We start from the raw sequence: 24286 nt of genomic DNA on the forward strand, positions 1-24286 counted from the left end.
CCCAATGGCGAAACGCCTGACCCCGCTTGAGATCATGACACAGTTGATCTCATTTCCGACCGTAAGCCGTGATACCAATCTGCCGCTGGTGGATTGGGTTCAGGACTACTTGCAGGGCCACGGAATCGAAAGCCACCGCTGGCCGGATCCGGACCAACCGCACAAGGCCGCGATCTTTGCGCATGTTGGTCCATCCGAAGAAGGCGCGGTGGTTCTGTCCGGTCACACGGATGTCGTGCCGGTGGACGGTCAGCCGTGGGACACTGATCCTTTCACGGTGACCGAGAAAGACGGCAGATACTTCGGTCGCGGCACCTGCGACATGAAGGGGTTTGACGCCTTGGCCATCTGGGCCCTGGTCGAAGCACACCATGCCAATATCAGCCGGCCGCTTCAGTTGGCGCTCAGCTTTGACGAAGAGGTCGGATGCACCGGTGCACCGCCGATGATTGAAGCAATGCAACAGGTTCTGCCCAAGGGATCGGCAGTGATAGTGGGTGAGCCGTCGATGATGCAGGCGGTAACGGGGCATAAGGGCGGGTTCGGCATCGATACACATATCGTCGGGTTCGAAGTGCACAGCTCGATTATGCACACTGGCGTGAACGCTATCATGGCGGCGGCGCCTTTGATCGATTGGGCAAATCACAGAAATGCCGAAAGCATGGCTGCTGAGCAGAGCGAAATCGCGGCTGTATTTGATCCGCCTTGGACAACCTGTCATGTCGGCATGATTGAAGGCGGAACCGCCCATAACATCACCGCCAAAGACTGCACTTTCATGATGGATTTCCGCACGGTGCCGGACGAAACGCAGGCTGAATGGCGCGATGCCTATATCGAACAGGTCCGCCAGGTCGAAGCTCGGATGCAGGCCGTTCACCCCGATGCGCGCATCGAACTGTCTGAGCATTTCGCGATCCCGGGGCTGGTGCCCGAACAGGACGGAGAAGCCGAAGCTTTGGTGCGAGCCCTGACCGGGGACAACGCAAGCCACGTCGTCAGCTATGGGACCGAAGCGGGGCAGTTTCAGGCGGCCGGGTATTCGGCCGTGATCTGCGGCCCCGGCGATATCGCGCAGGCTCATCAGCCGAACGAGTTCATATCGATCGCGCAGTTCGAAGCTGGGCATGGGTTCATGCAACGATTGGTTGAAAGGCTGAGCGCGGCGTAACATTCAACGTGGCCTCAGTGGTTCAGGGGAGGGTCTTGAGATGCCTGTCAAAAACAGACTTGCAGAGATGCATGGCGATATTACCAAGTGGCGCCGCCACCTGCACGCACATCCTGAACTGATGTATGACGTGCATGAAACGGCTGCTTTCGTTGTCGAGCGTCTCAGGGAATTTGGTGTGGATGAGATCACGCCGGGAATTGGCAGGACGGGTGTCGTGGCCGTGATCCGGGGACGGCAGGATACGACCGGGCGCGTGATCGGATTGCGCGCTGACATGGACGCATTGCCGATCGAAGAAGCGACGGGGTTGGATTATGCGTCGACCGTATCGGGCAAGATGCACGCCTGCGGGCATGACGGGCATACCTCGATGCTGCTTGGGGCCGCCCAGTACCTGGCCGAAACGCGAAACTTCGATGGCACTGTGGTTCTGATTTTCCAGCCGGCAGAAGAAGGCGGCGCGGGTGGCTTGGCCATGTGTCAGGACGGCCTGATGGACCGCTGGGGCATTGATGAGGTCTATGGCATGCACAACATGCCGGGGTTGCCGGTGGGCGAATTCGCGATCCGACCCGGCGCCTTGCTGGCCTCATCTGATGAATTCGAGATCACGATCACCGGCAAGGGCGGACACGCCGCTGCACCGCATGATGCGGTAGACACCACGCTGGCGGCCTCGCATATCGTCGTGTCATTGCAATCCGTCGTGGCGCGCAACGTCGATCCGATCAAACGCGTGGTGCTGACCGTGGGCACGTTCGAAACGGACAGCGTCGCGTCGAACGTGATCGCGCATACCGTCCGCTTGCAGGGGACCGTCCGGACGCTCGACCCCGAATACCGCGCCATTGCGGAAGAACGCGTGCGCAGGATCGCCGAGGATACGGCCTCGGCCTTCGGCGCAAAGGCGGATGTCGTCTGGACGCCCGGCTATCCTGTGACTGTGAACTCCGAGGCCGAGACGGCATACGCCGCCGAGGCAGCCGAGGCCGTGGCGGGCAAGGTCAATGACAGCACTGATCCGATCATGCCGTCGGAAGATTTCGCCTACATGCTTGAAGAACGGCCCGGAGCTTACATCTTTATCGGGAACGGGGACACGGCGATGTGCCATCACCCGGAATACAATTTTGACGACAATGCGATTCCCGCCGGTTGCAGTTGGTTTGCCGAGATCGTGGAACGACGATTGCCCGTCGCATAATTTGAGGGAGAGTGACATGCCGATCAAAAACCGCCTCGCAGAGATGCATGAAGAGATCACAGGCTGGCGGCGTGACATTCACCAACATCCGGAAATTCTGTACGACACGCACCGCACCAGCGCCCTGGTGGCGGAAAAGCTGAAGGAATTCGGCTGTGATGAGGTCGTTACAGGCATCGGTCGCACCGGCGTGGTCGGGGTCATTCGGGGAAAGAGCGACACGCAGGGCCGTGTGATTGGCCTGCGCGCCGACATGGATGCGCTGCCGATGCAGGAACAGACCGGGCTGGACTATGCCTCGAAGACATCAGGCGCGATGCATGCCTGCGGGCATGACGGGCATACCGCCATGGTTTTGGGGGCGGCAAAGTACCTCTCTGAGACGCGCAATTTCGATGGCACTGCAATCGTGATCTTTCAGCCCGCCGAAGAGGGCGGGAATGGCGCCGAGGCCATGTGCAAGGACGGTCTGATGGACCGGTTCGGCATTCAGGAAGTCTATGCGATGCACAACGTACCGGGCCTGCCGACCGGGCAGTTCGCGATCCGTTCGGGCCCTTTGCTGGCCGCGGCGGACGAATTTGATATTCATCTTGAAGGGCGCGGCGGTCACGCTGCAAAACCCCATGAGACGGTCGATACGACGGTGATGCTGTCGCAATTGATCGTGGCATTGCAGACGATCGTGTCGCGCAATGCCGATCCGATCCTGCAAGCCGTGCTTTCGGTGACGTCCGTCGAGACGTCATCGAAAGCGTTCAACGTGATCCCGCAGTCGGCGCAGATACGCGGCACGGTCCGGACCCATTCCAACCAGATGCGAGATCTGATCGAACAGCGCCTCAAAGAGGTCGCCGAAGGGATTGCAGCAACATTCGGTGGTTCCGTGAACGTCAATTACTCGCGCGGCGTTCCGGTGACGATCAATGCCGAAACTCAGACCGGATATGCGGCAGAGGCCGCAGTCTCGGTCGGGGGCAGCTGCATCGAGGCGCCGATGGTGATGGGGGGCGAGGATTTCTCGTTCATGCTGGAGGAACGGCCCGGAGCCTTCATCGTTCTGGGCAACGGTGACAGCGCCGGGTTGCATCACCCTGAATACGATTTCAACGACGAGATCATCCCGATTGGATGTTCGTGGTTCGCAGAAATGGTCGAGCGCCGAATGCCGGCGGCTTGAACTGAATTAGGAGAGAATAGACATGCCAGTCAAAAACCGCTTTGCCGAATTGCAGGATGAGATCACCGCCTGGCGACGGGATCTGCACCAAAACCCTGAAATCCTGTTCGAAACGCACCGCACCAGCGCAATGGTGGCCGAGAAGTTGCAGGAGTTTGGTTGCGACGAGGTCGTCACCGGCATCGGTCGCACAGGGGTTGTTGGCGTGATCAAGGGCAAATCGGACAACAGCGGCAAGGTGATCGGTTTGCGGGCGGATATGGATGCGCTGCCGATCCATGAGGCGACGGGGTTGGACTATGCCTCGAAAACGCCGGGTGCCATGCATGCCTGCGGCCATGATGGTCACACGGCGATGCTGCTTGGTGCGGCGAAGTACCTGTCTGAAACCCGAAATTTTGATGGCACGGTTGTTGTGATCTTCCAGCCTGCCGAAGAGGGCGGCGGTGGTGGTCGTGAAATGTGCGAAGATGGCATGATGGACCGCTGGAATATTCAGGAAGTCTACGGCATGCACAATTGGCCGGGACAACCTGTGGGCAAGTTCGCCATCCGCCCCGGTTCCTTCTTTGCCGCAACCGATCAGTTCGACATCACTTTCGAAGGGCGCGGCGGTCATGCTGCCAAGCCGCATGAAACAGTAGATACCACGGTACTGGCCGCGCAGGCGGTGTTGGCGCTTCAGACCATTTCGTCGCGCAATGCCGATCCGATCGACCAGGTCGTGGTGTCGGTGACGTCGTTCGAGACCTCGTCGAAAGCGTTCAACGTGATCCCGCAGACTGTTCAGATCAAGGGTACCGTGCGCACCATGAGCAAGGATATGCGGGATCTGGCCGAAAAGCGGATCAATGAGATCTGCAATGGTGTGGCGGCAACGTTCGGAGGCACCGCCGATGTGACCTATATCCGCGGGTATCCGGTGATGGTGAACAGTGAAGAGCAGACAGAGTTTGCCGCAGCTGTTGCCCGGTCGGTATCGGGTGATTGCGACGATGCGCCTTTGGTCATGGGCGGCGAGGATTTTGCCTTTATGCTGGAAGAGCGTCCTGGCGCCTATATCCTGGTGGGTAACGGCGACACGGCCATGGTTCACCACCCGGAATACAACTTCAACGATGAGGCGATTCCCGCCGGGTGCAGCTGGTGGGCAGAGATCGTCGAGCAGCGGATGCCGGCGGCTTGATGGGGCGGGTGGGGGCTCTGCCCCCACACCCCCGGGATATTTTTGGCCAGATGAAGAGGGAGCCCGCCCCGGTCACGTAAGGTCGAGCGAACGGCACAGCGTTTCCAAGACGGAGTCCAGTGCGTTGCTTTGCGTCTTGACGCAGGATTGGGCGGCGCTGCGGGCCCGGGTCAGGGCTTGATCGTCTGAAAGCCAATGGTCGACCGCCGCAGAGAGATCTGTTTCGGTCCGAACTTCGATGGCGCCACCGGTTTTGATCAACGGCGCGAAAGTTTCAGCAAAATTGAAGTATCCGGGGCCGGTTATCACGGCGGCTCCGGCCTGGGCCGGTTCGAAAGGGTTGTGGCCGCCGATGTTTTTCAGGGAGCCGCCCAGGAACACGATGGGAGACAGAGCGTACCATGTGCCGGTCTCGCCCAGTGTATCGGCGACATATACCTGGGTTTCGGTTTTGATCGGGGAAGTTTCTGATCGGAACGCGGCGTTGAGATCGGAGGCGTCCAGTAGTTTTGCGATATCGCCGCGGCGCTCTGGGTGGCGGGGGATCAGCAACAGCAGCAGATCGGGCCAGCGTTCCAGAAGTGATTTATGCGCGGCCAGAACGATTTCCTCTTCACCGGCATGGGTTGAACTGGCGATCCACACAGGTCTGCCAGAAATCTGAGAACCGATGTCTTCGAGCGTGCCGTGGTCTATGGGAAGAGGGTCTGACATGGCCTTGAGATTGGTGCCGGGCCGGACGCGGTCGGCAGGGGCACCCATGGCTGCCAGGTTGGCTGCGGTTTTGTCGTTTTGCGTCAGGAACAGGTTGAACTTGTTCAAAACGAACCGCGCTGTTCTGGGGCGTTTTTTCCAACCGGCAACGGACTTGTCCGACAGTCGTGCATTCAGAAGTGCCAGCGGAACGCCGCGTTTGGCGCTTTCGACGATCAAACGCGGCCAAATCTCACTTTCGACGAAAACCCCGCCCTCTGGTTGCCAATGGTTCAGAAAGCGCCGGACCGGGCCTGCCGTGTCAAGCGGCGGGAATTGATGCCGTGTACGGGGCGGCAGGCGTTTTTCGATCAGAGCCGCTGAGGTCGGGGTGCCCGAGGTGATCAGAAACTCGGCCTCGGGCAGGCGGTCTGCCAGACGTCTGATCAGGCTGAGGACCGAGAGGCTTTCACCGACGCTGGCGGCGTGGAACCAGACCAAACGCCCATTCGGTCTGGGCAGGCTGGCATGGCCAAGGCGTTCTTGTTGCCGCTTGTCAGGTACGTTTGCTGCACGCAGCTTGTTCCGAACGACCCGCCATATCAGGGGCGCGGCCAGAGACGTGAAGGCGCAGTACACATGGTACAACGCCGTGGGGCGGCCGTCATGATCCGGCATATCAGCCGCCTGTATGGCTCATGTGACGGCTCATCCGGCCATCGACGGCTTGGCGGGAATAGTCGAAGTCATGCCCTTTGGGTTTGAGATTGATCGCAGATCGGATCGCGTCTTCAAGTGGCTGTTCGGTATCGGGATGATCGCGCAGGGCGCCGCGCAGGTCGGCCATGTCTTCCTGACCCAGGCACATGTAGAGTTCGCCCGTGCAGGTCAGGCGGACCCTGTTGCAGCTTTCACAGAAATTGTGCGACAGCGGCGTAATAAAGCCGATTTTCTGGCCGGTTTCCTCGAGCCGCACGTAACGGGCCGGGCCACCGCTGCGTTCGGCCAGATCGGTGACCGAATAGTGGTTTTCGTATTCTTTCCGCACGTCCTTGAGCGACCAGTACTGATCCAGGCGGTCTTCGTTGCCGATATCGCCCATGGGCATGACCTCGATCCAGGTCAGATCCATATCCCGCTGGGCGCACCATTCCGTGATTTTGGGAAGTTCGGGCTCGTTGAACCCTTTCAGGGCAACGGCGTTTATCTTGATCCGCAGGCCAGCTTTTTGCGCGGCGTCGATTCCGTTCAAAACCTGTTTCAGGCGACCCCAGCGCGTTACCTTGGCGAACTTGTCATCATCCAGAGTGTCCAGCGAGACATTCACCCGACGCACACCGGCCGCATACAGGTCTTCGGAAAATCGGTGCAGTTGCGAACCGTTGGTTGTCAGCGTCAACTCCTTCAATGCACCGCTGTCCAGATGACGTTTCATCGAATTGAAGAACGTCATGATGTTGCGACGCACCAAAGGCTCACCACCCGTAATGCGCAGCTTTTCGACCCCCATTCTGACGAAGGTCGAACACATCCGGTCCAGTTCCTCCAATGTCAGCAGGTCTTTCTTGGGCAGAAAGGTCATGTTCTCGGACATGCAATACACGCAGCGGAAGTCGCAGCGATCCGTGACGGAGACGCGGAGATACGTGATGGCGCGGGCAAACGGGTCGATTAGCGGAGCTGTCATGCCACATAGGTAAAGCTGGAACATGGCCGCGACAAGTGCGAACTGCGCTTTGCGCTGGAACAGGTGGGCGCAGGGTTGTAGGTTTCCGGCATGAAGAAAATACTTGTTTTGACATGCGTAATGACGGCCGGATGTGACGCCGTGCAGTCAACGACTGACCGAGTGTTCGGCGGGGGCGACGCGCCCGCCCAGACGGTGCCTGACGCGGAAACGGGCACGGCGGTTGCCGAAGAGGTGTTGCAACCCGAACCGGTTTCCGCGCGCCCGAACTGGGTTGGGGCGAAAACCACCATCGCCGGGCTTGGGGATCCGACCACTCCGGGGCGCTGGATGCAGACGCCCTTGGTGGACAGCGAAGTTACAGCGCGTGTCGTCGTGCCACGGACCGGGGCGCAGGCCTATATCACGTTGGTCCCGGTTTCCGGTCCGGAAAGCGGCGGCAGCCGCTTGTCACTGGACGCCATGAGGGCCCTGTTGGTGCCCTTCGACGAACTTGTCGAGCTTGAGGTCTATGTGAACTGATTTTTCAGGTATTTGCCTGCTTCGCGGCGGGCAAACGGCTTCATGGCATCACCGTGCTGTTTCAGAAAGGCGATCACGCGTTCCGGGTCATGTTTGGACAGTTCGCGCAGCCACCAGGCGATGGATTTCTGGATGAACCAGTTGCGGTCCGAAACATATCCCGCAGCCCAGCCAAGGATGCTGTCACGGCGGTGCAGATCGTCAGGCTTGGGGTGGTTCTGTTTGGTCCAGGGCAGGGTTGCGACCAAGGCCGCGCGCCGGGTCCACATGTGATCGGACCGGGTCCAAAGTTCAACCTCGTCCAACCGTTCGGGATCTGCTGAAAGCCGTTTTTGCATCGCCATGCACGCGTGGTCCGCAACGGCCCAGGCATCGAAATCCGGCAGCCAGCTTTGAAGCAAATTCCAAACCGCCGCATCCGGTCGGATGCGTGCCTGAGTCAAAAGCTTGGATGCGGCAAGTCGCCCTTCGTGGATGTTGCTTTGCCATAGCCCGTCCGCCAATGCGACCCGCGCCGGTACGTCCAGTTCTTTCCGCCACGCCTTGGTCAGGTCGTTGAGAACCGGGTTCGCGACGCCCAGATAGATGCGATCCGCCTTGTGGTAACTGGCCATCTGGGTTGCCCGCTCGGGGTCACCATGCGCTTTGATCTGATCGAGATATCCACTCAGCATTGGGCTCACGTCGGTACGCCGGTTGGCTTTCCATCAATCGTTTGGCTGTTCCTTTCCACCCAATACGAGCGGATGTCCTCGTCTGATTTTCCATCCACCCAATTCTGCATCGTATCGCGGTCGGATTGGAATTCCATGAAAGGCACGGCATAGCCGCAAGAGGTCTGCACCATGTCGATCGAATGGTCATAGATCTGCCGTGCGCTTCGGTGATCAGGAAATAGACCGGCAAGGTCGTCCCATCCATCATCCCCGACATGCAGGCAACGTGCCGTGCCATAGGTGCGCAGGATCATCGGACGTGTGGTGAAGGAACACCACATCAGCGTCATCCTGTTGATCTGCAAAAGATGCCCCGCCGTTTCATTGCCACTGCCGGTCAGGTTCATCCAGACGATGCGGTTCGGCCCCAATACCCGCAGCGAATCCATTCCCTTGGGGGAAATATTGACACGACCTTCGGCCCCAGCGGTCCCGACGAAGAACATGTGCTGATCTTCGATGAACTTTTGATGCGCTTCCTCAAGCTGTGGGAACTGCTTGGCCATAATTCACTCCACCGTGACCGACTTTGCCAGATTGCGCGGCTGATCCACATCGGTGCCCTTGGCAACCGCCGTGTGATAGGCCAGCAATTGCGCGGGAACCGAATACAGGATCGGTGCAAGACTGGTGTGAACATGCGGCATGCGGATGGTGCTCCAGACGCCGTCGCCGGCCTCGTCAATGCCGTCATCATCAGAGACCAGGATCACCTTGCCCTTGCGCGCCATCACTTCCTGCATATTCGATACGGTCTTGTCGAACACGGTGTCACGGGGTGCCATGACAACCACGGGCATATGCTTGTCGATCAGGGCGATGGGGCCGTGTTTCAACTCTCCTGACGCATAACCTTCGGCGTGGATATAGCTGATTTCCTTCAGCTTCAGCGCGCCTTCCATTGCCAGCGGATACATCAGGCCACGGCCCAGAAACAGGACGTCGCGCGCCTCGGACAGGCGTTGGGCGGCTTTGCGGATTGCCCGGTTCTGATCGAGTGCGGCGTTCAGCACGGTCGGCAACCCGCGCAGCGCGGCGGCATGATCGGCGATGTCCTCATCCGTCATCGTGCCCCGGTCTGCTGCGGCCTTGAGCGCCAGCATCAGCAGCACGCTCAGCTGGCAAGTGAAGGCTTTGGTCGACGCCACGCCGATTTCGACACCGGCATGGATCGGCAAGGCGATATCGCTTTCGCGAGCAATCGAGCTTTCGGGCACGTTGACGACCGAAACGATCTTGTCTGCCTTGCCCTCACAATATCGCAACGCGGCCAGCGTGTCGGCGGTTTCGCCCGACTGGCTGACGAAAAGCGCCAGTGTTCGATCCGTGATCGGAGGCTCGCGATAGCGGAACTCGCTGGCGATATCGACTTCAACGGGCATCTTCGCCAGTTGCTCGAACCAGTATTTCGCGGTCAGGCAGGCGTAAAACGCGGTGCCGCAGGCCACCATGGTCAGACGATCCAGCTTGCTGAAATCCAGATCCGTGTCCGGCAGGACCACGCGGTCACCGCCCGTGGGCAGGTAGGACCGGATTGCTTCGGCCACAACGATGGGCTGTTCAGCGATTTCCTTGGCCATGAAATGCTTGTGCTCGCCCTTGTCCGCGCGCGCATGATCCAGCTTGATCTTGCGCTTTTCCCGGTTGGCCAGCTCACCGGCTTCGTTGCGGATTTCAAGCGACGTTCGGGTCAGAACCGCGCGGTCGCCTTCTTCCAGATATGTGATCTGGTTGGTCAGAGGCGCCAGGGCGATGGCGTCAGAGCCCACATACATCTCGCCATCCCCGTGACCGATGGCCAGTGGCGATCCCTTGCGGGCCGCCACGATCAGATCGTCCTCACCGTCGAACAGAAAGGCCAGCGCAAAGGCGCCCTCCAACCGGTCGATCGTCTTGAACGCGGCCTCAACCGGGGACAAGCCCGAGTTCAGGTGGTGTTCCGTCATGAGGGCAACCGTTTCCGTGTCGGTTTCGGTTTGGAAATCAACACCATGTTCGGCGAGTTCGGCCCTCAGGTCGCGATAGTTTTCGACGATGCCGTTGTGAACGACGGCCACTGGGCCCGCCTTGTGCGGATGTGCATTGTTGACCGACGGGGCGCCATGCGTGGCCCAGCGGGTATGGCCTATGCCGGATTTTCCGGGAAGAGGATCATGCACCAGAAGGTCGCTGAGGTTGACCAGCTTGCCAACCGCGCGCCGCCGGCCCAATGCGCCGTCGTTGACGGTTGCAATCCCGGCGCTGTCATAGCCGCGATATTCAAGCCGTTTCAGGGCTTCTACCAGAATAGGGGCGGCCTCGTGCTGCCCCAAAACACCTACTATTCCACACATATCTCAGGCCTTTTTATCGCGGCGAGCCTTTTTCGCCTTCAACATATCAAACAATTTGCGCGCATATCCGGGCTTGTTTTCCTGCTTGGCCCGCGCAACGGCTAGCGCATCAGGGTCCACATCCCTGGTCACGACAGTGCCCGTCGCGGTCATCGCGCCGTCGCCCACTGCGACCGGCGCCACCAGCATGGTGTTCGAGCCGACAAAGACATTCTCACCAATCGTGGTCTTGTGCTTCATCACTCCGTCATAGTTGCAGGTGATCGTGCCCGCACCGATGTTGGTCGCCGCGCCAACCGAAGCGTCCCCGATATAGCTGAGGTGATTGATCTTTGCGCCTTCGGCGATTTCGGCATTCTTGATCTCGACGAAATTGCCGACCCGCGTGTTTTCGGCCAGTTCGGCGCCGGGGCGCAGGCGCGCGTAGGGGCCGACGACAGCGCCCCGGCTGACATGGCAGCCCTCAAGATGCGAGAAGGCGCGGATCGTTGCGCCGCTTTCGACCGTGACGCCCGGGCCGAACACCACATTCGGTTCGATCACCGTATCGCGCCCGACCACCGTATCCGCGGCCAGATACACCGTGTCAGGCGCCATCAATGTGACGCCCAGATCCAGCAGTTCGGCCCGGGCGCGGGCCTGGAACACGGCATCGGCCGCAGCCAGATCGGCGCGAGAGTTCACGCCCAGCGTCTGCGCCTCGTCGCACGAAACGGCAGTGACCTTCAGGCCGCGGTCGCGCGCGATCTCGACCACGTCGGTCAGGTAGTATTCGCCCGACGCGTTGTCGTTTCCGACCGCGTCGATCAGGTCGAACAGAGTGCCTGCGTCACAGGCCAGAAGGCCCGAGTTGCAGAAGGTTATGGTGCGTTCTTCATCTGACGCATCCTTGAACTCGACGATCCGCTCCAGGGCGTCGCCCTTCATCACCAAACGGCCATACCGGGCCGGGTCGGCGGCCTCGAAGCCCAGGATCACCAGATCGTTGTCAGCCCGTGCCTCGATCATTCTTTCCAGGGTGTCGGGCTGCAAGAACGGGGTGTCGCCGTAAAGAACGACCACATCACCTTCGAACCCGCTCAATGCGCTCCGGGCCTGGGCGACCGCATGGGCCGTACCCAACTGGTCTTCCTGCACTGCGATCTGCGCCCCTTCATCCTCGGCCCGTGCAACCTTTGCCACGGCTTCGGACCCGTGGCCGGTGACGATCACGGTATGTTCGGGCGACAGGACAGATCCGGCGCGCATCGCATGGATCAGCATCGGAACCTGAGCGATGGGATGCAGAACTTTGGGAAGGTCCGAATTCATCCTGGTGCCTTTTCCGGCGGCGAGGATGACAAGGGCAGTGGTCATGAATTCGTTTTCTCTTTGTGTTTTGTTGCCGTCCGTTTTATCCGCTGAGGTCAAAGGCGCAAGCCGTTCGGCCATCAAACAAGATTGCCGATTGAAACAGGATACGGCGAAAACCTGCCGAGCAAGGGGGCGAAATGCGCACCGTCATCTTCGATCTGGACGGCACTTTGGCGGACACATCCGGTGATTTGCTGGCGGCCGCGAACCATTGTTTCCGCAAGATGGGACACGGGGATGTACTGGTCCACGGGCCGGATTCCGGTGTGGCGCTGCGAGGTGGGCGCATGATGCTGACTCACGGGCTGAAACGTGTCGGGGCCTATGACGAAGATACGGTACAGGCCTATTATCCGGTTCTTCTTGAGGCCTACGCGCAGGACATCGACACCCACACCAGTTTCTATCCCGGCGCACTACAGGCGGTCGAGTTACTGAGTGACGCGGGTTACGGTGTGGGCATTTGCACGAACAAACCGGAACATCTGGCCGAATTGTTGCTGACACGCATGGGGGTGCGGGACCGTTTTGCATCTTTGGTCGGGGCCGATACGCTGCCGGTCCGAAAACCGGACCCGGCGCCGTTGCGTGAAGCCGCGCGCCGTGCCGGGGGCGATCCGGACTTGTGCGTGCTGGTCGGAGACTCGGATACCGACCGCAACACCGCCAGAGCGGCGGGCGTTCCTTCGGTGCTGGTTACCTTCGGGCCATCGGGGGATGACATGGCGGCGCTGGAACCCGAAGCCCTTCTGCATCATTTTGACGACTTGCCCGGCCTCGTGCCTGATCTGATCGGTGCGGCAGCCTGAAACCTTGACCGGACCCTTTCGGAGCCTCAGAACAAGACCATGACCGACGTATTCTCTGGCAGCTTTACGCAGCAGGAACCCCTTCCGGAAGATGCAATCGAAGCGGCACTGGCCGTTCTGCGCCATGGGCGTCTGCATCGATACAATGTCGTCCCTGGAGAGTTGGGGGAAACGGCCCTGCTGGAGCAGGAATTTGCGGCGCAGATGGGGGCCAAATACTGTCTTGCGGTTTCGTCTGGCGGTTACGCTCTGGCCACGGCCCTGCGTGCGGTTGGCGTGCAGCCAAGCGACCCGGTATTAACCAATGCGTTTACGCTGGCCCCGGTCCCGGGGTCCATCGCCTCGGTCGGAGGGCGGGCAATATTTGTCGGAGTGACGGAAGACCTGACCATTGATCTGGATGATCTTGAGGGCAAGCTGGATCAAGCGCGTGTTCTGATGCTCAGCCATATGCGCGGGCATCTGTGTGATATGGACCGGCTGATGCAGATGTGTGACGCAGCCGGGGTGATCGTGATCGAGGATTGCGCACACACGATGGGTGCAGCCTGGCGCGGTCAGTTGTCAGGACGGCAGGGCGCGATCGGGTGTTATTCCTGTCAGACCTACAAGCATGTCAATTCCGGCGAAGGGGGCTTGCTGGTCACCGATGACGAGGAACTGGCGGCCAAGGCCACGATGTTGTCGGGGTCCTACATGTTGTACGAACGCCATCTGGCGGCGCCGGGGCCTGAGGTGTTCGAGCGGATCAAATACACCACGCCCAACGTTTCTGGCCGGATGGACAATTTGCGCGCGGCGATCCTGCGCCCGCAATTGCGGGATCTGGACCGACAGGTGGCCCGGTGGAACGAACGTTATCGCGAGATCGAAACCGGGTTGCGGGGTACGCCGGGTCTGACGATCGTCGAACGGCCCGAAGAAGAAACTTATGTCGGGTCTTCGATTCAGTTCCTGCTGCTGGATTGGGCGCCTGAACGGATAGCCGAAGTCATCAGCCGTTGCGCGGCGCGCGGGGTTGAGCTGAAGTGGTTCGGCGGTGCCGAGCCGACAGGATTCACGTCGCGCTATGACAGTTGGCGATATTTCGACAGCGAACGGATGCCCGAAAGTGACCGCGTTCTGGCCGGCGTGATGGATATGCGCGTGCCTTTGACGTTTTCCCTGGAGGATTGTCGATTGATCGCCCGGATCATCCGGGCCGAAGTGAGCGCGGTTTATCAGTCTTGACCAAGCGGAGTGCGCCTGCGGCGCACGCTCGATCTTTTGAAACGCCGCCCTTTTGGGGGCGGCGTTTTTCCGTTTCGGACGCGCTGTCACAAAGATTGACCGGCAGCAGATTCGCTGCTAGAAATTTATTGAACACTTGTTCATTAAAGCGGAGGGAAGACGCAGATGTTCATGGCCACGATGAAGTTCGATCTGGGTGAGGATGTGAATGCCCTGCGCGAGATGGTGCATCGCTGGGCGCAGGAGCGTGTCAAGCCGATGGCGGCCGAGATCGACGCCAACAATGCCTTTCCGAACGAGCTGTGGAAAGAGATGGGAGAGCTTGGTCTGCTGGGTGTTACCGTGCCGGAAGAGTACGGCGGTGCAGGCATGTCTTATCTGGCGCATACGATCGCCGTCGAAGAGGTCGCGCGCGCTTCAGCTTCGGTTTCTTTGTCATACGGGGCGCATTCGAACCTGTGCGTGAACCAGATCAAGCTGAACGGCAATGAAGAACAGAAGCAAAAGTACCTGCCGCGGCTGATCTCGGGCGAGCATGTGGGGGCGCTGGCCATGTCGGAACCTTCGGCCGGGTCGGATGTGGTGTCGATGAAGCTGCGCGCGGAAAAGCGGAACGACCACTACCGTCTGAACGGCAACAAATACTGGATCACCAACGGGCCGGATGCGGATACTCTGGTGGTTTATGCCAAGACGGACCCCGATGCCGGATCGAAGGGTATTACCGCATTTCTGATCGAAAAAGAGATGAAGGGTTTTTCAACCTCGCCCCATTTCGACAAGCTGGGTATGCGCGGGTCGAACACGGCTGAGCTGATTTTTGAAGACGTCGAGGTGCCGTTCGAGAACGTGTTGGGCGAAGAGGGCAAGGGTGTTGCCGTGCTCATGTCGGGTCTGGATTATGAGCGGGTCGTGCTGGCAGGCATCGGGACCGGCATCATGGCCGCCTGTCTGGACGAAGTGATGCCTTATCTGGCTGAACGCAAGCAGTTCGGCAAACCCATCGGCAGTTTTCAGTTGATGCAGGGCAAGATTGCCGACATGTACACCGCGATGAACTCGGCACGGGCCTATGTCTATGAAGTCGCCAAGGCGTGTGACCGCGGTGACGTGACCCGGCAGGATGCGGCAGCGTGCTGCCTTTACGCGTCGGAACAGGCGATGGTTCAGGCCCATCAGGCGGTTCAGGCGTTGGGCGGGGCGGGCTTCCTGTCGGATGCGCCGGTCAGCCGGATTTTCCGGGATGCCAAGCTGATGGAGATCGGTGCAGGCACCAGCGAGATTCGCCGGATGCTGATCGGCCGCGAAATGATGAATGAAATGCTCTGAATGAAAGAACGCCCTGCGGACGAGGTAACCGCAGGGCGCTTTCGAAACGGGATCAGAACCGATGGACGTAGGAAACACCGACCAGCCAGGGATCGATTTCCGCGGTGCCGATGGGGGCGCCGTTGAGCGAGACGTCCGAGTCAATGTCGAACCAGCGCACGTTCAGGCGGATCGCCCCGTTGTCGGTGACCATGTAATCCAGACCGGCCTGCAACGAGACGCCGAAGGAGTCATCGACCTTAATGTTACCCAGGGGCGATTGCTCGTCGAAGAAGATCGTATAGTTGAGACCGGCGCCGACATAGGGTTTCCAGGCGCTGTTGGTCGGGAAGTGATAGTTCAGCGACAAGGTGGGCGGCAGGTGCTTGACCGTTGCCGCGTTCGTACCGCCAAGGGCTACGGTGTGCTTGAACGGGGTCGCTGCCAGAAGCTCGATGCCCAGGTTGTCGCGAATAAAGTACTCGGCGGTGAAAATCGGGCGGGTGTCCGCGTCGATCGTCGCTGGCGCACCGGCCAGCGTGCCGTTGTCGGATTTCGGGTCCAGATAGCCAACACCGATACCCAGCGTCCAGTCCCCTTGCGACTGGGCCAAAGCCGGAGCCGCCAGGGCGACCAACGCGGTAGACAGTGTCAAAGCGGCGAGTTTCTTTGTCATATTCTTGCCTTTGGTTATGTTGATGCTCTTGGTTTCGCAAAGGCGGTGTCCGGCCACTCTGATCTGCATCAAGTTTGCGTGATGTGTCCGCCCAAAGTCAGGTCGCGAAGCATCAGGAAAACAAGGGGAATTCGCCTTGCTGCACGCTGAGCGCATACCGGGTTTGCGCTCAGGTGGGGGCTGGGACATACCGGACCGGCTGAACATGGCGCAGCAATGTCTGAACCATCCGGGTGATCAGGTGGCGCTTATCGATCTGACCGGATCAGGGCGGCGGCTTATAACCTATGGGCAACTGGCACAGATGGCTGATGGGATCGCCCGCGCCCTGCTGGCCCGCGTCCGGCCCGGTGATCGGGTCGGAGTGCTGCTGAGCCAGTCTCCCTGGTGTGCGGCAGCTCATTTGGCGATCTGGAAGATCGGCGCGATTTCGGTGCCCTTGTTCAAGTTGTTCAAACGGGATGCGCTGCGGTCGCGGGCGGGCGATGCGGGCGTTCAGATCGTGCTGACCGATGCCGAAGGGGCGGATCTGCTGGGCGATCTGGCTGAACCTCTGATCGCATCCGACATTGGCGTGACCGGTCCAGCGCTGCCCTATGCCGCGACAGGGCCCGAGGATCCTGCCGTATTGATCTACACCTCTGGTACAACCGGCAGCCCGAAAGGCGCGCTGCACGGGCATCGGGTTCTGACCGGGCATTTGCCGGGTGTCTCGATCAGCCACAATCACCTGCGTGAAGGAGACTGCCTGTGGACCCCGGCGGATTGGGCGTGGATCGGCGGGTTGTTCGATGTGCTGATGCCGGGCCTTGCGCTGGGTATCCCGGTTGTCGCGGCACGGCTTGAGAAGTTCACCCCCGAAGCCTGTGCCGAGATCATTGCGCGGGGCGGGGTGCGGAATGTGTTCTTTCCGCCGACCGCCCTGCGGATGCTCAAGGCGGCGGATCAGGCGATCCCGGGTTTGCGCTCGGTCGCGTCCGGGGGTGAGCCGCTGGGGGCCGAGATGCTGGCCTGGGGCCAAGGTGCGTTTGGTCTGACGATCAACGAATTCTACGGCCAGACCGAATGCAATATGGTCGTATCCTCCTGCGCCGAGGATTTCCCTGTTCAACCCGGCTGTATCGGCAAGCCGGTGCCCGGGCATGAAGTCGCGGTGATCGACGATGACGGCATCCCGACCAGCGAGGAAGGCGATGTCGCCATCCGGCGGGGTTCGGCCTCGATGCTGCTGGAATACTGGAACAATCCGCAAGCGACGGCCGAGAAGTTCCGGGGTGATTGGCTGATCACCGGAGATCGCGGCGTGTGGGAAGGCGACTATCTGCGCTTTGTAGGCCGCGACGATGACGTGATCACCTCGGCCGGCTACCGCATTGGCCCGGCCGAGATCGAGGATTGCCTGCTGACCCATCCGGCGGTGGCCACCGTGGGCGTGGTCGGCAAACCTGACAAGCTGCGGACCGAGATCGTCAAGGCGTATGTGGTGTTGAAACCGGGGGCCGAGGCCACGGGTGCCGAGTTGCAGGATTGGGTCAAGGACCGTCTGGCGCATTATTCCTATCCGCGCGAGGTGGCATTTCTGGAGGAACTGCCGATGACGGTGACGGGGAAGGTGATCCGCAAGGAGTTGAAGGCGCGGGCGGCGGGGGAGACTGCAATTTCAACTAATGCGGGAATTGATGCTTTGGCTGAAGCACCGTATTCGTTTGGTACACAACCACAAAAACACGAAAAAGGAATAAAATGAGAGCCTTAATCTCAACTATAGTTTTCAGTGTGTTCAGCGCGTTTCCAGCGGTAACACTCGCTCAACCGTTGCAGTCTATTGATGACTTTAATTCCGAGACTCATCTCAATTTGGCTGAGTGCTTCAATTGGGAATACTCCGACCAACTGACGTGCTTTGAGCACGCCCTAAGTCGCTGCAATCGGTTTACACAAAATCTCTCTACGGCGGGTGGCGCATATTATTGTAGCTACGCCGCATTCGAGGAAATTGATGCAAAGCTCAATGAGATTTACCCCATTTATTTGGCGGCTGCACGAAACAACGCCTATGGTTCTGAACGGACTGCCGAAAGTGAAGAGATGTTGCGAGCGGCGCAAAGAGCCTGGATCGAGTACCGAGATGCGATGTGTGAGATTGAAGCGACTTGGAATGCCATTAACTCCGGCTACGGCGCAGTCGTAGGCGATTGCAAATCGCGGCTTTCACTCATGCAGATGCAAACGCTTCAAGCTGAATTGGGCGGTTTTGTCGACAAGCAATAAATCAACCAAGTCGCAGGTTGGACCAAGATGCTTCGGCCTGCGCAGCTTACTTGTAGTTTATCGAACGGATAACGGGATAGCACTGATATGAAACTCACATCCAAAGCCATGCCCGCTTCCGAGGGCTTTAGAGCAAACCGCGCGGCCCATCTTGACGCGCTGGTCCAAATCTCTGCCGCCGCCGAAGCGGCCCGCATTGGCGGAGGAGAGAAGTCCCGCGCGCGGCATGAATCCCGCGGCAAGATGCTCCCCCGCCGGAGGGTGGCGAACCTGCTTGATCCGGGGTCTCCGTTCCTCGAAATCGGGGCGACGGCGGCGCATGGGATGTATGGCGATGCCGCGCCCTGTGCTGGCGTCATCGCGGGCATTGGACTTGTGCAGGGGCAGCAGGTCATGGTGGTCTGCAACGACGCCACCGTGAAGGGCGGCACCTATTACCCGATGACGGTCAAGAAACACCTGCGGGCGCAGGAGATTGCCGAGGAAAACCATCTGCCCTGCATCTATCTGGTCGACAGCGGTGGCGCGAACCTGCCCAATCAGGATGAGGTCTTTCCCGACCGCGATCACTTTGGCCGCATCTTCTACAACCAAGCGCGGATGAGCGCGAAGGGGATCGCTCAGATCGCCGTGGTCATGGGGTCATGCACGGCCGGTGGCGCCTATGTGCCGGCGATGTCGGATGTGACGATCATCGTCAAAGAACAGGGCACGATTTTTCTGGCCGGCCCGCCTCTGGTCAAGGCCGCGACGGGCGAGGTTGTCAGCGCCGAAGATCTGGGCGGCGGCGATGTACACACGCGCCTGTCCGGCGTCGCCGACTATCTGGCCGAGGATGATGCGCACGCGCTGGCCTTGGCCCGTCGGGCGGTTGGGTCACTCAATCGCCGCAAGCCGCAGACGGTGGACTGGGCCAGCCCCGAAGATCCGGCCTATGACGCCGAGGAAATCCTGGGCGTTGTCCCTGCTGATCTGCGCACGCCCTATGACATCCGTGAAGTGATTGCGCGTCTGGTCGATGGGTCTCGGTTCGACGAATTCAAACCGCGCTTCGGCGAAACGCTGGTCACGGGGTTTGCCCATGTCAAAGGCTGCCCGGTGGGGATCATCGCCAATAACGGCGTGCTGTTTTCCGAAGCGGCGCAGAAGGGTGCCCATTTCGTCGAGCTGTGTTCGCAACGCAAAATCCCGCTTGTGTTCCTGCAAAACATCACCGGGTTCATGGTCGGTCGCAAATACGAAAACGAAGGCATCGCGCGGCATGGGGCCAAGATGGTTACGGCGGTGGCCACGACGTCGGTGCCCAAGATCACGATGCTGGTCGGCGGCTCGTTCGGGGCCGGGAACTATGGCATGGCCGGTCGTGCCTATCAGCCCCGGTTCCTGTGGACCTGGCCGAATTCGCGCATTTCGGTGATGGGCGGCGAGCAGGCCGCTGGCGTTCTGGCCACCGTCAAACGCGACGGGATAGAACGGCAGGGTGGCACGTGGTCCGCCGAAGAAGAGGCCGAGTTCAAACGCCCGACGCTGGATATGTTCGAGGAACAGTCGCATCCGCTCTATGCCTCGGCGCGGCTGTGGGATGACGGCATCATTGACCCGCGCAAAAGCCGCGATGTGCTGGCCCTGTCGCTCAGCGCCGCGCTGAATGCCCCGATCGAGGAGACACGTTTCGGCGTGTTCCGGATGTGAGATGAGCGAGAGTTTGAAAGACATAATCGCCCGCTATCCCGGTGCACAAACCTTCAAATTCGGCGACAACCCCGTGCTGAGTTCAGAGCTTCTGGCCTTGGTCCGTTCTGGCCGTAAAACAGCGACCTGCGACGCGCTCAGAAACTATCCTGATGACAGCCTTGAGATGCCCAAGTCCGGTCGCCGCGATATTGCGCTGAACTGGGATGACACTCCGGCGTTGGTCATTGAAACCGTTGATGTTTCGATCCAGCGTTACTGCGATGTGACCGAGGAATTCGCCTTGGCGGAAGGTGAAAATGAAACGCTTGAAGGATGGCGGGAAGATCATCGTCGATATTTCCAGCGAAACGGCGGCTTTGATCCCGAGATGAAACTCGTGTGCGAACGGTTCCGTCTTGTCGAAGATCTGGCATTGGAAGGGTGAAGGCCATGTTCAACAAAATTCTGATTGCCAACCGGGGTGAGATCGCCTACCGCGTCATGGAAACGGCCCAGTCCATGGGCGTGTCCTGCGTTGCTGTTTATTCCGATGCGGATGCAGCCGCAAAACATGTTCAGATGGCGGATGAGGCGGTTCATATTGGCGGCCCCGCCCCGGCGGACAGTTATTTAAAGGGTGATGTGATCATTCAGGCCGCGCTGAACACCGGCGCACAGGCGATCCATCCGGGGTATGGCTTTCTGTCCGAGAACCCCGATTTCGTGGATTCCGTACAGGCGGCGGGGCTGACGTTCATCGGCCCCTCGGCTGATGCGATCCGCAAGATGGGCCTCAAGGACGCGGCCAAGGTTCTGATGGAGAAGGCCGGCGTTCCGGTCGTGCCAGGTTATCATGGCGACAATCAGGACCCCGAGCATCTGGCCGGTGCGGCGGATGCGATCGGCTATCCGGTTCTGATCAAGGCCGTTGCGGGCGGCGGCGGCAAGGGGATGCGCCTTGTTGAACGCCCTGAGGATTTCGCGACCGCGCTTGACAGCGCGCGGGGCGAGGCCCGGACCGCCTTTGGCAATGATGCCGTGCTGGTCGAAAAATTCGTGGCCAAACCCCGCCATATCGAAGTGCAGGTGTTCGGCGATGGTACCCATGCCGTTCATCTGTTTGAAAGGGACTGCTCGTTGCAGCGCCGCCATCAGAAGGTGATCGAAGAAGCCCCCGCCCCGGGCATGACGTCTGAAATGCGCGAGGCTATGGGGCAGGCCGGCGTGCGCGCCGCCGAGGCGATCGGCTATAAAGGCGCGGGCACGGTCGAATTCATCGTCGATGCCTCTGACGGGCTGCGCCCCGACAGGTTCTGGTTCATGGAAATGAACACGCGCCTTCAGGTGGAGCACCCGGTGACAGAGGCCATCACGGGGATCGATCTGGTCGAGTGGCAGCTTCGCGTGGCCGCAGGCGAGAGTCTTCCCAAGAAACAGGATGATCTTGCGATCTCTGGCCATGCCTTCGAGGCTCGTTTGTATGCCGAGGATGTGCCGAAAGGGTTCCTGCCCGCGACGGGAACGCTGACTCATCTGGTTTTCCCCGGCAACTGTCGCGCCGATAGCGGCGTTCGCGCCGGGGACACGATCAGCCCGTGGTATGACCCGATGATTGCCAAGGTGGTGGTGCATGGATCGACGCGTGCCATTGCACTTGAGACGTTGAACCGGGTGCTGCAACAGACCGAAGTTGCAGGTACTGTTACCAATCTGGCCTTTCTGGGCGCGTTGACGCGTCACGAAGGATTTGCCTCGGGAGATGTCGATACGGGGCTGATCGGGCGAGACCTTGAAACGTTGGTGCAGGAACCCGAGCCGTCGGATGTTACCGCGGTCGCGGCTGCGATGACGGCATTGGATCTGGTGGATGTCGATCCGGAAACCGGGTTTTCGCTGTGGGCGCCGCTGCATCGTGCCGTGCAATTGTCCCGTCGCGACGACGTGCTGGATCTGGATGTGCAGGTCGATGGGCCGGATCGCCAGATTTGGCAGGTTGGCGAAAACCGTGTCGCTGCGGAACGCACTGCCGGGCGCTGGGTGTTGAACGGCACGCCGATGCCTCGCGTTGCCGCACATAACGGGACCCTGACGGTTTTCACCGATTACGGTCAGAGCTTCGACGTCATCGATCCGCTGGACCGGGATACCAGCGCGACCGGCGACACCAATGTGATCGAGGCGCCTATGCCCGGTCTGGTCAAAGCCGTCTTTGCCACAGCGGGACAAACCGTACAGAAAGGCGATCGTCTGGCCATTTTGGAAGCGATGAAGATGGAGCATTCGCTGCTTGCGGCGCGGGACGGGATCGTTGCCGAAGTGCTGGTCGAGGATGGTTCGCAGGTCGAAGCCGGGGCTGCTCTGGTGAGGTTGGAGGACGAAGCTTGATCTGTACCCGCGCAACGCGGCGTGCCAAGGTCAGACGATAATTGCTTGAAACGACGACAATCCAGAAGGGGGGCGGACATGGGTGAGCTGGTCGAAATCTATGAGGTCGGGCCGCGCGACGGGCTGCAAAACGAAAAGCGCGAAATACCGGTCGCGGACAAGATCGCCTTGATCGATTGTCTCAGCCGTGCGGGGTTTCGCCGGATCGAAGTTGCAAGCTTCGTGTCCCCGAAATGGGTGCCGCAGATGGCGGGTTCCGCTCAGGTGCTGGGGGGGATCACGCGTGCGAATGGGGTGCGCTATGCCGCGCTGACGCCGAACATGCATGGCTATGGCGACGCGCTGGCGGCCAAGGCGGACGAGATCGCCGTGTTCGCCTCGGCCTCCGAAGGATTCTCGAAGGCCAATATCAATGCCTCCATCGCCGAGTCGATCGAGCGGTTCACGCCGATTCTGGAGGCGGCGCGCCATATCGACCTGCCGGTTCGTGGCTATGTCTCATGCGTGACGGATTGCCCGTATGACGGTCCGACGCCGCCCGAAAAAGTGGCTGAGGTTGCTGATCGGCTTTTCGCGCTGGGCTGTTACGAGGTTTCGCTGGGCGACACGATTGGGCAGGGAACTCCGGACAAGGTTGCACATATGCTTCTGGCAGTGCGCGAAAGGGTTCCGGTGACGCGGCTGGCGGGGCATTTCCATGACACCAACGGGCGCGCGATCGACAACATTGATGCGGCATTGGCGCTGGGCGTGCGGGTGTTCGATGCAGCCGTGGGTGGGTTGGGCGGTTGCCCTTACGCCCCGGGTGCGGCCGGTAACGTGGCCACCGAGGAAGTTGCGGCGCATTTGCAGCGGCTGGGGTATGAAACTGGCCTGGATATCGACGTTATTAAAGAGGCCGCGCAGATGGCCAGGGCTTTGAGGGGCTGACATGTTTTCAACGATCACGATCTCGACGGATATGCGCGGTGTCGCGACGCTTACCCTGAACCGGCCTGAAAAACACAATGCCATGTCGGGGCAGATGATCACGGAATTGACCGACGCCGCATCGCAACTTGGTCAGGATGACGCGGTCCGGGCGGTCGTTCTGGCCGCGGCGGGCAAGACGTTTTGTGCCGGCGGTGATCTGGGGTGGATGCAGGACCAGATAGCGGCTGACAAAAAGACGCGTTTTGTCGAGGCGCGCAAGCTGGCCGAGATGTTGCAGGCTCTGAACACGATGCCAAAGCCTCTGATCGGGGCGTTGCAGGGCAATGCCTTTGGGGGCGGGGTGGGCATGGCGGCCGTGTGCGATGTCGCGATCGGGGTCGACAGTCTGAAGATGGGGTTGACCGAAACGCGCCTGGGGCTGATCCCCGCAACAATTGGCCCCTATGTCATCGCCCGCATGGGCGAAGCCCGCGCGCGCCGGGTGTTCATGTCAGCTCGTCTGTTCGATGCGTCCGAGGCCGTTGATCTGGGCCTGCTGGCGAAAACCGTTTCGGCAGATCGGCTTTCGGACGCGGTTGAGGACGAAATTCGCCCCTATTTGTCTTGCGCGCCCGGGGCGGTTGCCTCTGCCAAGGCGCTGGTACGCGCTCTGGGTCCGCGCATCGACGATGCCGTGATCGATCAGACCATAGGCGAGTTGGTCGAGCGCTGGGAAACACAAGAGGCACGCGAAGGGATCGCGGCGTTTTTTGAAAAACGAAAACCTGCATGGAATAAGTAGGTTTTACCAGGTTCCGCCAAGCCAAAGTCAAACGCCGGTGCTGCGATTCTATGCCGCGCTGTCAAACGCAGGTTTGATCGCGAAGGGGGCTGTGTTCGGTTGACCCTCTGACCCCGCAGAGATAGAGAATGTCCAGTCAACACGCCAATTGACGGCGCACCCGACAAG

General features: G+C 60.1%; 22 protein-coding genes. 15 read left to right on the forward strand and 7 right to left on the reverse strand.

The annotated features are described in order from the left end of the window. Positions 1-4: 4 nt before the first annotated feature. From argE to ACR0C6_RS01605, 4 genes are read left to right on the forward strand one after another with little or no spacing between them, the layout of a single operon-like run. Positions 5-1174, forward strand: a complete 1170-nt coding sequence (gene argE / locus ACR0C6_RS01590; RefSeq protein WP_480618029.1) for an acetylornithine deacetylase — start codon at positions 5-7, stop codon at positions 1172-1174. A gap of 40 nt (positions 1175-1214) precedes the next feature. After that, positions 1215-2381: a M20 aminoacylase family protein gene (locus tag ACR0C6_RS01595; protein WP_480445686.1), complete on the forward strand. Its 1167-nt coding sequence runs from the start codon at positions 1215-1217 to the stop codon at positions 2379-2381. Between the two features lie 16 nt (positions 2382-2397). Then, the gene (locus tag ACR0C6_RS01600) at positions 2398-3561 is read left to right on the forward strand and encodes a M20 aminoacylase family protein (RefSeq protein WP_171722943.1); all 1164 of its coding nucleotides are present in this window, start codon (positions 2398-2400) and stop codon (positions 3559-3561) included. Between the two features lie 22 nt (positions 3562-3583). Then, entirely contained in the window at positions 3584-4747 is a 1164-nt protein-coding gene (locus ACR0C6_RS01605; RefSeq protein WP_480445684.1) for a M20 aminoacylase family protein, read from the forward strand. Between the two features lie 72 nt (positions 4748-4819). Here the strand turns inward: ACR0C6_RS01605 and ACR0C6_RS01610 are convergent, their stop codons facing one another. Further along, positions 4820-6118, reverse strand: coding sequence for a 3-deoxy-D-manno-octulosonic acid transferase (locus ACR0C6_RS01610; RefSeq protein WP_480618031.1), 1299 nt, complete (start codon positions 6116-6118; stop codon positions 4820-4822). Position 6119: 1 nt separating this feature from the next. Further along, on the reverse strand, positions 6120-7127 hold the full coding sequence (gene moaA / locus ACR0C6_RS01615) for a GTP 3',8-cyclase MoaA (protein ID WP_480618033.1): 1008 nt from the start codon (positions 7125-7127) through the stop codon (positions 6120-6122). A gap of 90 nt (positions 7128-7217) precedes the next feature. Between moaA and ACR0C6_RS01620 the strand changes: the two genes are divergently transcribed. Further along, positions 7218-7649 (forward strand): hypothetical protein, encoded by a 432-nt coding sequence (locus ACR0C6_RS01620; RefSeq protein ID WP_480618035.1) that lies wholly within the window; start codon positions 7218-7220, stop codon positions 7647-7649. Here ACR0C6_RS01620 and ACR0C6_RS01625 read toward each other — a convergent pair. Genes ACR0C6_RS01625 through glmU form a run of 4 tightly spaced genes read right to left on the reverse strand, consistent with a single transcriptional unit; the run spans position 7637 to position 12054 of the window. Continuing rightward, positions 7637-8323, reverse strand: a complete 687-nt coding sequence (locus ACR0C6_RS01625) for a DNA alkylation repair protein (protein ID WP_480618036.1) — start codon at positions 8321-8323, stop codon at positions 7637-7639. The two genes, ACR0C6_RS01620 and ACR0C6_RS01625, sit on opposite strands and share 13 nt — an antisense overlap. A gap of 5 nt (positions 8324-8328) precedes the next feature. Continuing rightward, on the reverse strand, positions 8329-8871 hold the full coding sequence (locus ACR0C6_RS01630; RefSeq protein WP_480618037.1) for a pyridoxamine 5'-phosphate oxidase family protein: 543 nt from the start codon (positions 8869-8871) through the stop codon (positions 8329-8331). A gap of 3 nt (positions 8872-8874) precedes the next feature. After that, positions 8875-10698 carry a glutamine--fructose-6-phosphate transaminase (isomerizing) gene (gene glmS, locus ACR0C6_RS01635; RefSeq protein ID WP_480618039.1) on the reverse strand — a complete coding sequence of 608 codons (1824 nt, stop codon included), beginning with the start codon at positions 10696-10698 and terminating at the stop codon, positions 8875-8877. Positions 10699-10701: 3 nt separating this feature from the next. Then, the gene (gene glmU, locus ACR0C6_RS01640) at positions 10702-12054 is read right to left on the reverse strand and encodes a bifunctional UDP-N-acetylglucosamine diphosphorylase/glucosamine-1-phosphate N-acetyltransferase GlmU (RefSeq protein ID WP_480445674.1); all 1353 of its coding nucleotides are present in this window, start codon (positions 12052-12054) and stop codon (positions 10702-10704) included. A gap of 134 nt (positions 12055-12188) precedes the next feature. On the opposite strand from glmU, the gene ACR0C6_RS01645 reads away from it, so the two are divergent. The 3 genes from ACR0C6_RS01645 (at position 12189) to ACR0C6_RS01655 (ending at position 15419) form a co-directional block, all read left to right on the forward strand. Further along, positions 12189-12860 (forward strand): HAD-IA family hydrolase, encoded by a 672-nt coding sequence (locus ACR0C6_RS01645; RefSeq protein ID WP_480445672.1) that lies wholly within the window; start codon positions 12189-12191, stop codon positions 12858-12860. Between the two features lie 39 nt (positions 12861-12899). Beyond that, complete coding sequence (locus ACR0C6_RS01650; RefSeq protein ID WP_480618040.1) at positions 12900-14090, forward strand: DegT/DnrJ/EryC1/StrS family aminotransferase; 1191 nt, start codon at positions 12900-12902, stop codon at positions 14088-14090. Between the two features lie 165 nt (positions 14091-14255). Next, complete coding sequence (locus ACR0C6_RS01655; protein WP_480445669.1) at positions 14256-15419, forward strand: isovaleryl-CoA dehydrogenase; 1164 nt, start codon at positions 14256-14258, stop codon at positions 15417-15419. A gap of 52 nt (positions 15420-15471) precedes the next feature. Here the strand turns inward: ACR0C6_RS01655 and ACR0C6_RS01660 are convergent, their stop codons facing one another. Beyond that, positions 15472-16074 (reverse strand): OmpW/AlkL family protein, encoded by a 603-nt coding sequence (locus ACR0C6_RS01660; protein WP_480618041.1) that lies wholly within the window; start codon positions 16072-16074, stop codon positions 15472-15474. A gap of 136 nt (positions 16075-16210) precedes the next feature. Here ACR0C6_RS01660 and ACR0C6_RS01665 point away from each other — a divergent pair, with 136 nt between their 5' ends. The 7 genes from ACR0C6_RS01665 (at position 16211) to ACR0C6_RS01695 (ending at position 24118) form a co-directional block, all read left to right on the forward strand. Beyond that, positions 16211-17821 carry an AMP-binding protein gene (locus ACR0C6_RS01665; protein WP_480618042.1) on the forward strand — a complete coding sequence of 537 codons (1611 nt, stop codon included), beginning with the start codon at positions 16211-16213 and terminating at the stop codon, positions 17819-17821. Continuing rightward, a complete protein-coding gene (locus ACR0C6_RS01670) occupies positions 17818-18345 on the forward strand; it encodes a lysozyme inhibitor LprI family protein (RefSeq protein WP_480618043.1) in 528 nt (175 codons plus the stop codon). Before ACR0C6_RS01665 ends, ACR0C6_RS01670 begins: the two co-directional genes overlap by 4 nt. Positions 18346-18432: 87 nt before the next feature. After that, the gene (locus ACR0C6_RS01675) at positions 18433-20037 is read left to right on the forward strand and encodes a carboxyl transferase domain-containing protein (protein ID WP_480618044.1); all 1605 of its coding nucleotides are present in this window, start codon (positions 18433-18435) and stop codon (positions 20035-20037) included. Position 20038: 1 nt separating this feature from the next. Then, positions 20039-20464: an ASCH domain-containing protein gene (locus tag ACR0C6_RS01680; protein ID WP_171615922.1), complete on the forward strand. Its 426-nt coding sequence runs from the start codon at positions 20039-20041 to the stop codon at positions 20462-20464. 5 nt (positions 20465-20469) lie between these two features. Continuing rightward, positions 20470-22404: an acetyl/propionyl/methylcrotonyl-CoA carboxylase subunit alpha gene (locus ACR0C6_RS01685; RefSeq protein ID WP_480618045.1), complete on the forward strand. Its 1935-nt coding sequence runs from the start codon at positions 20470-20472 to the stop codon at positions 22402-22404. A gap of 78 nt (positions 22405-22482) precedes the next feature. After that, entirely contained in the window at positions 22483-23334 is an 852-nt protein-coding gene (locus ACR0C6_RS01690) for a hydroxymethylglutaryl-CoA lyase (protein ID WP_480618046.1), read from the forward strand. A gap of 1 nt (position 23335) precedes the next feature. Further along, positions 23336-24118 (forward strand): crotonase/enoyl-CoA hydratase family protein, encoded by a 783-nt coding sequence (locus ACR0C6_RS01695; RefSeq protein ID WP_480618047.1) that lies wholly within the window; start codon positions 23336-23338, stop codon positions 24116-24118. Positions 24119-24286: the final 168 nt, after the last annotated feature.

Source organism: Ruegeria sp. AL12, assembly GCF_056540885.1.